The sequence below is a fragment of the Buchnera aphidicola (Aphis nerii) genome, from assembly GCF_005083105.1.
In the GTDB taxonomy this organism is placed as follows: domain Bacteria; phylum Pseudomonadota; class Gammaproteobacteria; order Enterobacterales; family Enterobacteriaceae; genus Buchnera; species Buchnera aphidicola_AS.
In genome coordinates this window covers 583,885-597,405 of sequence record NZ_CP034885.1, presented here as the reverse complement: position 1 = coordinate 597,405, position 13,521 = coordinate 583,885, and the positions used below count along the sequence as shown (strand labels likewise).

General features: G+C 24.1%; 13 protein-coding genes and 2 tRNA genes. 13 read left to right on the top strand and 2 right to left on the bottom strand.

Annotated features, from left to right (window positions below):
* Window position 1 precedes the first annotated feature (1 nt).
* The 12 genes from D9V64_RS02915 to dut all read left to right on the top strand — a co-directional run bounded on the left by D9V64_RS02915 (window position 2) and on the right by dut (window position 12,457).
* Window positions 2–1,195: a mannitol-1-phosphate 5-dehydrogenase gene (locus D9V64_RS02915; protein ID WP_158367141.1), complete on the top strand. Its 1,194-nt coding sequence runs from the start codon at window positions 2–4 to the stop codon at window positions 1,193–1,195.
* 41 nt (window positions 1,196–1,236) lie between these two features.
* Window positions 1,237–2,970: a DNA mismatch repair endonuclease MutL gene (gene mutL / locus D9V64_RS02910; RefSeq protein ID WP_158367138.1), complete on the top strand. Its 1,734-nt coding sequence runs from the start codon at window positions 1,237–1,239 to the stop codon at window positions 2,968–2,970.
* A gap of 38 nt (window positions 2,971–3,008) precedes the next feature.
* Window positions 3,009–3,920, top strand: coding sequence for a tRNA (adenosine(37)-N6)-dimethylallyltransferase MiaA (gene miaA, locus D9V64_RS02905; RefSeq protein ID WP_261979813.1), 912 nt, complete (start codon window positions 3,009–3,011; stop codon window positions 3,918–3,920).
* Between the two features lie 159 nt (window positions 3,921–4,079).
* Window positions 4,080–5,309 (top strand): FtsH protease activity modulator HflK, encoded by a 1,230-nt coding sequence (gene hflK, locus D9V64_RS02900; RefSeq protein ID WP_158367132.1) that lies wholly within the window; start codon window positions 4,080–4,082, stop codon window positions 5,307–5,309.
* Window positions 5,310–5,313: 4 nt separating this feature from the next.
* Window positions 5,314–6,237: a protease modulator HflC gene (hflC, locus tag D9V64_RS02895; protein ID WP_158367127.1), complete on the top strand. Its 924-nt coding sequence runs from the start codon at window positions 5,314–5,316 to the stop codon at window positions 6,235–6,237.
* A gap of 29 nt (window positions 6,238–6,266) precedes the next feature.
* Window positions 6,267–7,559, top strand: a complete 1,293-nt coding sequence (locus D9V64_RS02890; protein ID WP_158367124.1) for an adenylosuccinate synthase — start codon at window positions 6,267–6,269, stop codon at window positions 7,557–7,559.
* 60 nt (window positions 7,560–7,619) lie between these two features.
* Complete coding sequence (gene rnr, locus D9V64_RS02885; RefSeq protein ID WP_158367310.1) at window positions 7,620–9,824, top strand: ribonuclease R; 2,205 nt, start codon at window positions 7,620–7,622, stop codon at window positions 9,822–9,824.
* Window positions 9,825–10,009: 185 nt separating this feature from the next.
* Entirely contained in the window at window positions 10,010–10,351 is a 342-nt protein-coding gene (gene rpsF, locus D9V64_RS02880) for a 30S ribosomal protein S6 (RefSeq protein WP_158367122.1), read from the top strand.
* Between the two features lie 99 nt (window positions 10,352–10,450).
* Window positions 10,451–10,678, top strand: coding sequence for a 30S ribosomal protein S18 (gene rpsR / locus D9V64_RS02875; RefSeq protein ID WP_158367118.1), 228 nt, complete (start codon window positions 10,451–10,453; stop codon window positions 10,676–10,678).
* A gap of 56 nt (window positions 10,679–10,734) precedes the next feature.
* The gene (gene rplI / locus D9V64_RS02870; protein ID WP_158367114.1) at window positions 10,735–11,187 is read left to right on the top strand and encodes a 50S ribosomal protein L9; all 453 of its coding nucleotides are present in this window, start codon (window positions 10,735–10,737) and stop codon (window positions 11,185–11,187) included.
* A gap of 21 nt (window positions 11,188–11,208) precedes the next feature.
* Complete coding sequence (gene cysQ, locus D9V64_RS02865) at window positions 11,209–11,958, top strand: 3'(2'),5'-bisphosphate nucleotidase CysQ (RefSeq protein ID WP_158367111.1); 750 nt, start codon at window positions 11,209–11,211, stop codon at window positions 11,956–11,958.
* Between the two features lie 37 nt (window positions 11,959–11,995).
* Window positions 11,996–12,457: a dUTP diphosphatase gene (gene dut, locus D9V64_RS02860; RefSeq protein WP_158367107.1), complete on the top strand. Its 462-nt coding sequence runs from the start codon at window positions 11,996–11,998 to the stop codon at window positions 12,455–12,457.
* An 8-nt stretch (window positions 12,458–12,465) separates the two neighbouring features.
* Here the strand turns inward: dut and pyrE are convergent, their stop codons facing one another.
* Both pyrE and D9V64_RS02850 read right to left on the bottom strand, forming a co-directional pair.
* Window positions 12,466–13,110 carry an orotate phosphoribosyltransferase gene (pyrE, locus tag D9V64_RS02855; RefSeq protein WP_158367104.1) on the bottom strand — a complete coding sequence of 215 codons (645 nt, stop codon included), beginning with the start codon at window positions 13,108–13,110 and terminating at the stop codon, window positions 12,466–12,468.
* A 72-nt stretch (window positions 13,111–13,182) separates the two neighbouring features.
* Window positions 13,183–13,255: transfer RNA gene (locus tag D9V64_RS02850), tRNA-Ile, on the bottom strand.
* 136 nt (window positions 13,256–13,391) lie between these two features.
* Here D9V64_RS02850 and D9V64_RS02845 point away from each other — a divergent pair.
* A tRNA-Asn gene (locus D9V64_RS02845) sits at window positions 13,392–13,464 on the top strand.
* Window positions 13,465–13,521: the final 57 nt, after the last annotated feature.

Sequence of the window (13,521 nt, the reverse complement as noted above, 5' to 3'; positions counted from 1 at the left end):
TATGAAAGTTTTACATTTTGGAGCTGGAAATATTGGACGGGGTTTTATTGGAAAAATAATATTATATTCTGGTTTTGATCTTATTTTCGCTGATATAAATCAAAATATAATAGATGCTTTAAATTATTATAAAAAATATAAAATAAAATTAGTAGGTTATAATTATGAAAAAATCATTAATATCGATAATTTTAGTGCAATTAATTTAAATGACCCGAATATTTTAAATATTATATCTGATGTTAATTTAATTACAACTTCGATTGGAGCGTCTTCACTTGATAAAATTGCATCTATTTTAGCAAAAGGAATCATATTAAGAATTAAATTAAAATCTACAACACCATTAAACATTATTGCTTGTGAAAATAAAATCCAAGCAAGTTCTTATTTAAGAACTATTGTTTTCAAAAAAATACCTCTTAAATATTATAAATATTTTGATCAATATATTGGTTTTATAGATTGTAGTATTGATACTATTATACCATCTATATGTTCTTTTGAAAAAAATAAATTATCTTTAATTGCTGAAAATTTTCAAGAATGGATTGTTGATAAAAATCAATTTAAAGGAATAATTCCTAATATTATTGATATGACGATAAGTGATAACTTAAGGTCTTTTATAGATAGAAAAATTTTAACATTAAATACAGGTCATGCTATCACAGCTTATTTAGGATGGATACGACAATACAAAACTATATATGAAAGTATTAAAGACCATAATATAAAAAGCATCGTTAAAGGTGCTATGAAAGAAAGCGGGTTAACACTAATTAAAAAATATAAGTTTGATAAAAAAATTCACTTTTCTTATATTAATAAAATTTTAATTCGGTTCGAGAATTATGTTTTGTTGGATAAAGTTGAACGTATTGCAAGAAATCCAGTTCAAAAATTATCCCAAAATGAACGTTTGATTAAACCCTTGTTGTTAGCAAAAAAATATAATTTTCCATATTGTAATTTAATAAAAGGTATTGCAGCAGCATTACATTATAAAAATGAAAATGATTCAGAGTCTGTAAAAATTTCTAATTTAATAAAAACGTTAGGAATAAAAAAAACATTATTTGAAATTTCTAATTTACAAATGGATAGTTATGAAATGAATTTAATTATTTCTGAGTATCTTTTAATTAATAAAATTTTTTCCAAAAAATCTCCAATTAAATTTAATATCGATTAAATTATATTTTTAAATTTTAAAATAGAGTATAAGAGGTACGAATGCCTATTCGTATATTACCAATTAGTGTATCTAGTCAAATTACAGCAGGAGAAATAATTGAAAGACCTTCTTCTGTTATTAAAGAACTATTAGAAAATAGTATTGATGCAGAATCAAAAAATATCAATATTAATATTGAACAAAATGGTTTTGAATCAATTATTATTAAAGATGATGGTTATGGGATTGATCGAAATGAATTGTTATTAGCAATTTCTCCCCATGCTACAAGTAAAATTTTTGATGTTTCTGATTTATCTATTATTAATACGTTTGGATTTCGAGGAGAAGCATTATCAAGTATTAGATCAGTTTCAAAAATTACGTTAATGTCCTGTTTTAAAGACAATCATATTGGATGGAAAATTTATGCTGATGGATCTAATAAAAAAACCACACTGTTTCCTATTGCTCATCCTGTAGGAACAACAGTTATAGTAGATCATTTATTTTATAATGTACCTGTTCGTTTAAAATTCATTAAAGATAAAAATTCAGAATTTTTAAAAATTTATGATGTAATTAAGAAAATAGCTTTATCTCATTTTGAATTAAATATTTTTTTTAAAAAAAATAAAAATGTAATTGTTACTTATAATAAAATAACAAATTCTGAAAATAAAATTTTTCGATTGAAGCAAATTTTCAATCAACTTGACATTAATGCTTTATTAATGGTGAATAAAAAAATTAATAATGTTACATTATTTGGTTGGGTAGTATATCCTTCATATTTTATAGATTCCTTTAAAAATATTCAATATTGTTACATTAATAATCGATTTGTTTATAATAACATAATAAGTAACGCAGTTTTGAATGCTTATTATGAATTTACAGGTGTCAAAACTAACAGGTCGTTTATTTTATATATAAACATACCACCTTATGAAATAGATATTAATATTCATCCTTCTAAAAGTCAAGTTAGGTTTCATAAATCTAATAAAATTTATGACTTTGTATATAATAGTATCTTAAATATTTTAAAAAGAAATCAAAATCAATTATTTTTATACAATATTCCATCTAAAAAAAAAGAAAAACATTATATTACAGATTTTTATACTTTTTGTTTTAAATTAATTAAAAAAAAAATTTTACAACAACAAAAAGAATTTCTTTTTCAAAATATAATTAAGAATAATTTTTTTTTAGAACAAAAATCAAAAAATCAAATTCTTTCTTCCTTAAAACTATTGATAATTATTAAAAAATATTATGGTTTAATTCATTATATTAATGAATTTATATTAATTTCATTCCCATTAGCAGAAAAAATTGTTAATCAATATAAGTTGAAATTTTGCATTAAAAATAGCATTAATCCTACATCGTATATATTTGAAATGAAAATTGTTATTACTTCCAAGCAATATAAAGTTTTATTTAAAAATCAACTGATGATCTTTAAATTTGGTTTTGATTTTATTTTATTAAAAAAATATATTAATTTAAAAAAAATACCGTGTATTTTGAAAGAAAAAAATATTGATCTTTTAATATTAAATTTTTTTACCTTTGCTTCTTCAGAAAACGAATTAAACATAAAAAAAATTTTAGAATGGTTTTATAATAATATATCAACAAAAAAAAAGCCTTGGAATTATTTAGACGGAATTTTGTTATTATTAGAATTAGAATATTTTTGTCCATTTATACTTAAAAAACCTGATTTTAAACTTTCATGTAAAATAAATATTGATGAAGCATTATGTATATTAAAAATATAAAATTTTTTCAATCTGAAAAGCCCATTGTTTTCTTTTTAATCGGACCTACTGGTTGTGGAAAAAGTAAAATCGCTATGTATCTTAGAAGATTTTTGCCAATAGAAATAATTAGTGTAGATTCTGCATTAATTTATCGAGATATGAATATTGGAACAGATAAACCTAATAATTTGGAATTAAAAATTCATCCACATCGTTTGTTAAATATTAAAGATCCTAGTGAAGTATATTCAGCAGCAGAATTTAGAAAAGATGCTTTTAAAGAAATTGAAAACATTTTAAAGTCGGGGAAAATACCATTACTTGTTGGAGGCACAATGTTTTATTATCATGTATTATTATATGGTTTATCTAATCTTCCTCCTTCAAATTTTAAAATTCGAAAATATTTATTAGATAAGGTGAAATATAATAAATCTTTTTTATATGACAAGTTAAATTTAATAGATCCTATGTCTGCACGCAATATTCATAGAAACGATTTTCAAAGACTATTAAGAGCATTAGAAATATTTTATATTTCTGGAACAACTTTCACTTCTTTAAAGAATACAACACCTGCTACATTACCATATAATATAATTCAATTTTCTATTTTACCTGAAAGTAAACAATGGTTATATGATAAAATTGAATATCGTGTTAAAAAAATGTTAATGTCAGGTTTTCAAAAAGAGGTAGAAAATTTATTTTTAAGAGGAGATTTAAATAAACAGTTACCATCTATCCGATGTATCGGATACCGACAAATGTGGGATTATCTTGAATATCAAATTAATTATGACGAAATGGTTTCGAGGATTATTTTTGCAACTAGAAAACTAGCTAAACATCAATTAACATGGTTAAAAAAATGGAAAAATGTTTATTCTATAGTTAGTTCAAATCCACATACTGTTTTTAATGAAATACACAAAATTCTTAAAAAAACATATAAATTTAATATCTAATATTAAAATTAAATCAAACATTATAAATTCTAAGAATTTAAAAATATTTAAAAAATTCAAAAAAAATACAGTTTTCATATCTTAAAATATAAGATATATTATTTTTTAATTTATTTAAAATATGTGATACAGAATTGAAACTCATAAATGAGGCATAAAATGGCCTGGAATAAAAAAAACAATCATGAACCAGAAATAGATCCATGGGGGAAAAAAAATGGTTCAGAAAAAGATTATTCTGAAAAAAAAGAACAAAAATTTAGTCAAAAAAAAATTTCAATAAATTTTCAAAAATTTTTCAAAAAAATTCATAATTTAATTAACAATACAAATAATTCTTCAAATTCATTGAATAAGAAAATTCATCCATTCTTACTAATAATTTTTATATTTTTTATTATTTGGTGTGCTAGTGGCTTTTATACGATTAAAGAAGCTGAACGTGGTGTAGTCACTCATTTTGGTAAATTTAGTCATTTAGTTGAACCAGGATTGAATTGGAGACCGGTATTTGTTAATCATGTACAAGCTGTTAATGTTGAAACAGTACGTGAATTAGCAACTTCAGGTATTATGTTAACCTCTGATGAAAATGTAGTACGTGTTGAAATGAATGTACAATACAAAATTACTAATCCTTCTAGTTATCTTTTTTCTGTTGCATATCCTGATGATAGCTTAAGGCAAGCAACTGATAGTGCTTTACGTGGAGTAATTGGACGTTCTACTATGGATCGTATATTGACTGAAGGACGTACTTTAGTTAGACATGATACTCAAAAAGAAATCGAAGAAACTATTAAACCGTATAATATGGGAATAACTATATTAGATGTAAATTTTCAAACAGCTAGACCTCCAGAAGAGGTAAAAGCTGCTTTTGATGATGCAATTGCAGCTCGAGAAAATAGAGAACAATATGTACGGGAAGCTGAAGCATATGCAAATGAAGTTCAACCTAAAGCTAATGGAAAAGCTCAGCGTATTTTAGAAGAAGCTAAAGCCTATTCTTCACGTATAATATTAGAAGCTCAAGGAGAAGTTGTTAGATTTTTAAAAATTTTGCCAGAATATAAAAAAGCAAAAGAAATCACTCTTAAAAGAATTTATATAGAATCTATGGAAAGATTATTAAGTAAAACTAAAAAAATTTTTATTGATAAAAATAATAATTCAATGTTTTTTTTATCTTTAAATGGTTTTTTTAATAATAGACAAGCAGATAATAAACTATTTTTAAATTCAACTAAACCAATAAAAAGTAAATTGAAATCTTTTAAAAAAGATCAAGAGATCAATTATTTATCTTCATTATCTCCTAATAATTTTTTTAAACAAAGACGTATAAATTCAATACGAACAGACATTAAAAATATAGAAAGAGAATGAATATATGAATAAATTGTTAATTTGTTTATCAAGTATTTTGCTTTTTTTTATTTCTTCTTCATTGTTTATTGTAAAAGAAGGCGAACGTGGAATTGTTTTACAATTTGGTAAAGTTTTAAGAAATAGTAATCAAAAAACATTAGTTTATGAACCTGGTTTACATTTTAAAATTCCATTTTTAGAAACTGTTAAAATGTTAGATGCGCGTATTCATACTATGGATAATCAAGCTGATCGTTTTGTTACAAAAGAAAAAAAAGATCTTATTGTAGATTCGTATATAAAATGGCGTATTAGTGATTTTAGTCGTTACTATTTAGCAACTGGGAACGGAGATATTTTTCAAGCGGAAGTTTTATTAAAAAGAAAATTTAGCGATCGACTACGTTCTCAAATAGGATGTTTAAATGTAAAAGAAATTGTAACTGATTCTAGAGGAAGATTGACAACAGATGTACTTCAATCTTTAAATAAAGGAACAGTAAATTTAACAAATGCATCTAAAATTAATGTTAATAGTATGAATGCATTAGGAATTGAAGTTGTAGATGTTCGTATTAAACAAATTAATTTACCTACTGAAGTTTCTGAAGCTATATATAATCGAATGCGAGCAGAACGAGAAGCTGTTGCTAGAAGTCAACGTTCTCAAGGACAAGAAAAAGCAGAAAAATTACGCGCAATGGCTGATTACAAAGTATCAATGATATTAGCTGAAGCGCAGAAAGAAGCTTTAATATTAAAGGGAAAAGGTGAAGCACAAGTAGCAAAACTTTTTTCAGATAATTTTAAAGGCGATTCTTCTTTTTATTTGTTTATCCGAAGTTTACATGCCTATGAAAATAGTTTTAAAAACAAAAACAATATTATGTTAATTAGTTCCGATAATAAATTTTTTCAATATATGAACCATGTTATTTCAAGTTAAAACATTTAAAAAATAGGTATATTAAATTAATGAATAAAAATATTGTAATATTAGGCACTCAGTGGGGTGATGAAGGAAAAGGTAAAATAGTTGATTATTTATCTACAAACAGTTCTTATGTAGTTAGATATCATGGAGGACATAATGCAGGTCATACATTAGTATTAAATGGCAAAAAGATTGTTCTTCATTTAATACCATCGGGTTTATTACATCCAAAAGTTATTGGTATAATTTCAAATGGAGTTGTTATTTCTGTTTCTGAATTAGTTAAAGAAATAGAAATGTTAAAAAGAAATAATTTTTTTATTGAAAATCGTCTTTTTATTTCTGATGCGGCTTCTTTAATTTTACCGTTTCATATTACAATGGATATAGTACGTGAAAAAAAATTAGGCGTGAATGCTATTGGAACCACAGGAAGAGGTATTGGACCAGCATATGAAGATAAAATTGCCCGTCGTTCTTTACGTATTGGAGATTTAAAAAACGAAAAAAATTTATCTATCAAATTAAAAAAGATAGTTAATTATTATAATGATCAATTATTATCTATTTATAAGCATAAACCATTTGATTATCATTTAATTTTAAAAGATTTATTGGAAGCTAAAAATATAATTAATGATATGATTACAGATACTACGATAATGTTACATGATGCTATTGAAAATAAAAAAATTATTATTTTTGAAGGTGCACAAGGTAGTTTTTTAGACATTGATCATGGTACATATCCTTATGTAACTTCTTCTAATAGTACTATAGGTGGTGTTATTACTGGCACTGGTGTTGGTCCGAAAAACATAGATTATATTTTAGGAGTTACGAAAGCTTATTCTACTCGAGTCGGTAATGGTCCATTTCCTACTGAACTCTTTAATAGTATAGACAGTTATCTTTCTAAGAAAGGAAATGAATTTGGATCTACTACTGGTCGTAAAAGACGTACTGGATGGTTAGATGGTGTAGCTTTACGTTATGCTGTTAAATTAAACTCTTTATCGGCATTATGTATAACTAAACTAGATGTTTTAGATGATTTAAAAGAAATAAAAATTTGCATAGCTTATCAAAATGTAAATACATTAGAAATCTATCATAATATATCTTTTTCAAATTTAGAGAATATCCAACCCATATATGAGACATACACTGGTTGGATGGAACAAACTTCAGGTATTAAAAAAATAGAAGAATTACCTAAAGCGGCAAAAAATTATATAAAATGTATTGAAAAAATTGCAGGAATTCCAGTACATATAATTTCTACAGGACCAGATAGAAATGATACTATTTTAGTAAAAAATATTTTTTTATAATTTTATAATAAAAAAATTTAAAAATATTTTTCATGAACCAATTTTATTGGAGAAGTGAATATGGTAGTAGATACCTACCAAAAAAATGAAAACAAAAAATATAAAAATCTTATTCCAAGTCGAGAGTGTATTTTATTTTTTTTAAAGCAACATAAAAATTCAATTAATCAAAAAGAAATAGAAAAAAAATTTAATATTCATCATCCAATGTCTAAAAAAGCGTTACGTCGCAGATTAAAAGCTATGGAACGAGATAAACAAATTATATGTACATATAGTCAGGATTATATTATTTTAGACAATCTTAATTTAGTGAAAGGAAAAGTAATAGGTCATAGAAATGGTTACGGATTTTTAAGAACTGAAACGTTAAAAGAAGACCTTTGGCTGTCTATAGAACAAATGAAATTATGTATTCATGGTGATATTATTTTAGCTCATGTTATCAAATCTGAAAAAAAAGGGAGAAGTTTAGCAAAAGTATTAAAAATATTAAAACCAAATAATATCTTAATAGTTGGCCGATATTATATTGAAAAAAAATCAAAATTTGTTGTTCCTAATGATAATCGATTCAATTTTAAAATATTTATTCTTTCTTCTATATTAACTAATAAAATTGCTATAGGTTCTATCGTTACTGTTAAATTAAATAAACATTTTTTAAATAAAAAAAATAAAATTAAAGGTACAATAGTAGAAGTTCTTGGCGGCAAGGAAATGCAAACTAATCTTGCTACAGAAATTGCTATACGAACACATAATATTCCTTATATATGGTCAAAAGAAATTAAAGATGAATTACATGCAATAAATGATAGAATTGATGAAAAAGAATTTAACATTCGTATAGATTTAAGACATCTTCCATTTTTCACTATTGATGAAGAAGATGCATGTGATTTTGATGATGCTGTTTTTTGTAATAAAAAAAAGAGCGAAGAAGGATGGAATTTATTAGTAGCTATTTCAGATGTAAGTTATTTTGTAAAACCTAATACTTTTTTAGATAAAGAAGCTTTAAAAAGAGGTAATTCTGTATATTTTCCTTCATTAGTTGTTCCTATGTTACCAGAAAAAATATCTGTAAATTTATGTTCTTTAAAGCCTTATGTAGAACGTTTATGTTTGATTTGTGAAATGAGTTTATCCAATCAAGGGGAGCTAATTAAATATAAACATTACGAGGCAATTATATGCTCACAAGGACGATTTACATATGATGAAATATTTAAAATTTGGAATGGTGATATTGAATTATGTGTAAAATATAATAAATTATTAAAACATATTAAAAATTTATCATCTTTACAAAGAATATTAAAAAAAAATAATATTTCTAAAAAAGGTATTTATTTTGAAAATATTGAAACCAAGTTTATTTTAGATTCTAATTTTAAAATTAGGAGTATTTATCAACATATTAGAAATGATGCACATAAGTTTATTGAATCATGTATGATTTTAGCAAATATAGCATCTGCTAAATTTATACAAAAATATCAATATCCAGTTCTATTTCGGAATCATGATCGTCCTGCTAAAGATAGTATTGTGAATTTTAGAATTATTTTAAAAGAATTAGGTTTGTGTTTGCCAGGAGGTGAAATCCCGGAATCTTTTTATTATTCAAATTTTTTAAAAGAGATTAAAAATCGTCCAGACTATGAAATGATTCAAATTATGTTATTAAGATCTATGAAACAAGCGGTATATGCACCAGAAAACCATGGACATTTTGGTTTATCTTTATCTAGTTATATTCATTTTACATCTCCAATTAGAAGATATCCTGATCTTTTATTACATAGGGTAATAAAAAAAATATTATTTACATTAGATAAAAATAAAAAAGAATTCAAAAAAAATAGTGATTACGCTCTTAATTTAAATTATATAATAAATAATATAAAAAAAATTGGGATCCATTGTTCTATGACTGAACGACGTGCAGACGAAGCTAATAGAGATGTTACAGATTGGTTGAAATGTGATTTTATGAAAAAAAAAATTGGCAATATATTTACTGGTGTAATATCAAATATTACTTCTTTTGGGTTTTTTGTTCGTTTAAATAAATATTTTATTGATGGATTAGTTCGTATAGAAAGTTTAATTGATGATTACTACTATTTTGATTCTATCGGCTTGAAATTTATTGGAAAATCTACTAAAAATATATTTCGTCTTGGTGATACTTTGAAAGTCAAAGTGATTTCTGTTAATTTAGATCAAAGAAAAATAGAATTATCTTTATGTATTTAGTTAATTTAAACTTTTGAAAATTTTAGTTTTTTTATATTTCTTATAAAATTAAATTTAATTGATTTTTTTATTAAATTAAAATACCATATATTTAAGATAGATATAATTTTATGTAATAGTTCCTTGTTTCTTAGATAGCATTTTTTTAAAATCCGGGAAACTAAAAAATCCAAAAGGAGCATTTTATGCGTCATTATGAAATAATTTTTATGGTTCATCCGGATTATAGCGATAAAATTAGCAATATTATTGAAAAATACAAAAAAATAATTCTTGATAATTTAGGAATTATACATCGTTTAGAAGATTGGGGTAGAAGACAATTATCATATTCTATTAATAAGTTACATAAAGCACATTATGTATTAATTAACATTGAAGTTGAACCTAAAGTAATTAATTTATTAGAGACTGATTTTCGTTTTAATATTGCAATTATTAGAAATATGATTATATTAGTTAAAAAAGCAGTTATTGAACCATCTCCTATGATTAAGTTAAAAGAAGAAAAAAAAGAAAAAAAATAATTATAGATGAATGATTTATTTATATCTAAAATATTTCTATACAATTTTTAAGTATATACAAAATTAATGATGATTTTGTTATTTTAAAGGATACTTTATATGGCACGTTATTTCCGTCGTCGAAAATTTTGTCGTTTTACAGCAGAAGGTATTCAAGAGATAGATTATAAAGATATTGTTATGTTAAAAAATTATATTACAGAAAATGGAAAAATTGTTCCTAGTCGAATTACTGGAACTCGAGCTAAATATCAACGACAATTATCAAAAGCTATTAAAAAAGCAAGATATCTCGCTTTACTTCCATATACTGATCAACATTGTTGATAATAAAAACCACTATAATTCATTATATTTTAAAATTAAGAAGAGAATAATAAATAATGGAAGTAATTCTTTTGTTTAAAGTTAATAACTTAGGTGATTCTGGTAAAATTGTAAAAGTTAAATCAGGTTATGCTAGAAATTATTTAATACCTCAAGGTAAAGCTGTTTTAGCTAACAAAAAAAATATTGAATCTTTTCAAGCTCAACAAGTTAAATTAAAAGAAGAAAATATTAGTAAATTACTTATTGCAAGATCTCGTGCAGAAAAAGTACAAAAAATTAAATCTATAGTAATCCCTTCAAAAGTTGGGAAAGAAAATAAAATATTTGGTTCTGTAGGTATCAGAGATATTATTAAAGAAATGTCTCAGATAGGTATTAAAATTAATAAAAAAGAAATAAAATTACCTAATGGTGTATTACGTCACATCGGTGAGCATCAAGTAATCTTCCAACCTCATAATGAAGTTTGTGAATATTTTATAGTTAATATCATTCCTAAAAAATGATTTATTTTATAATGGTGTTAAATGTTTAAAGAAATCTGCAAAATAGCTAAAGATGCTGGTAATGCTATTATACAAGTTTATATATCTAATAAAATAATCAATATCTCTTACAAAAATGATAATAGTCCTGTAACTCATGCAGATCATATTGCTAACAAAATTATCAAAGATAGATTATCTAATATTTATCCTAATATTCCAATATTATCTGAAGAAGATTCTAATAATATCAAATATAATCAAAATTGGGATATATATTGGTTAGTTGATCCATTAGATGGAACTAAAGAATTTTTAAAAAAAAACGGAGAATTTACAGTTAACATTAGTTTAATTGAACACGGTATTCCTATTATAGGTGTAGTTTATGCTCCCTATTTTAATGTTTTATATTATGCTTTTGAAAAAAAATCTTGGAAAATTAATAAAATAGGTGAAAAAAAGCAAATTTTTGTAAATCAAACTAATATACCGAAATATATTATTAGTCGTTCACATCCTAATAAAAAATTACATGATTTTTTAAAAAATAAAAAAAAATATACAATAAAAAAATTAGGTTCGTCTTTAAAGTTTTGTTATGTAGCAGAAGGAAAAGCACAAATTTATCCTAGATTTGGAAAAACACATATTTGGGACACTGCAGCAGGACATGCAATTGTAACAGGGGCGGGAGGAAAAGTTATCACATATAGTGAAAGGAAAAATTTAAATTATTTTTTATCTTCTAAAGTATCTTTAATAAATCCAGATTTTTTGGTTTTATCGTAATTTTAAAATACAGTTTAATAATAAAGTACTAATAATTATGAATAAAAATATAATTAAAATTAAGATTTTAAATTCTCATATTAAACAAAATAATATTTTTTTGCCTGAATATGCTACTCCTGGTTCTTCTGGATTAGATCTTAAAGCATGTATAGATAAAAAAATAACTTTATCTGCTAAAAATGTTATTTTAATTCCTACTGGGATTTCAATATATATTGAAAACCCTTATATTACTGCTCTAATTTTACCGCGTTCTGGATTAGGCCACAATCATGGAATTGTTTTAGGTAATTTAGTAGGTTTGATTGATTCAGATTATCAAGGTGAGTTAATGGTATCTGTTTGGAATAGAAGTACACAGGATTTTTTTATTAATCCTTATGATAGAATTGCTCAAATAGTATTTGTTCCGATTATTCGACCAGAGTTTTCTATAGTTAAAAATTTTAAAAAAAGCGTTCGTTCTGAAAATGGATTTGGTCATTCTGGAGTATAAATGATTTTTTAAAAGCTGCCATATTTTTTATGATATTCTACTAATTTATTAGCATATTTTCTTAATTTTTCTTTTTTTGAAAGATAAAAAAATAAGTCGTTAATTGTAATAATAGAGTTTATTTTGTAATTTTTCTGGTTGTTTGAATGATTAATTTTGTATAAGTTTGTTTCTTTTTTTTCTTTTCTATCTAGTAAAACAAAAATTGAAGATATTTTAGAGTTTTCTTTTTCAATTATTTTCACTGAGTGATTGATCGATATTCCTGATGTTATAACATCATCTAAAATAATAATTTTTTTATTTTTTATATCACCGCCTATTAACTGCCCACCTTCTCCATATTTTTTTTCTTCTTTTCTGTTAAAAGAATATGGAATATCTAAATTATATTGATTTTTTAAAGCAATTGAAGTTGAAACTACAATAGGTATACCTTTATAGGCAGGTCCAAATAACATATCAAACTTAATGTTTAAATCCATGATTGCTCTTGCATAAAACATTCCAATTTTAACAGTATCTTTACCTGTAGATAATAATCCTGAATTAAAAAAATAAGGACTTATACGTCCAGATTTTAGTATAAACTTTCCAAATTTTAAGACTTTTTTTTTAAAAAGAAAATCGATAAATTCTTTTTTCCATTCCATCAAATTAAATCCTAATTAATGGTGAAAAATTTAACTAATATTTTTAAAATATTTTAAATTTGTAATTTTTACTGGCCCTTGCTGGATTTGAACCAGCGACCAAGCGATTATGAGTCGCCTGCTCTGACCACTGAGCTAAAGGGCCTATATATTTTTATATCTTTTACTATAAATGAATTTTCTATAATAATCTATAGTTCTTTTAAAATTTTTATACTTAATTATAATTTTTTATTTATATGTTTGACAGATATATAAATTTTTGATATATATATCTATATTCCTCTGTAGTTCAGTTGGTAGAACGGCGGACTGTTAATCCGTATGTCACTGGTTCGAGTCCAGTCAGGGGAGAAAAAATTAATATAATTAAACTGTTAAAATTTATTTTATAGTTTTATAAAAATTTTT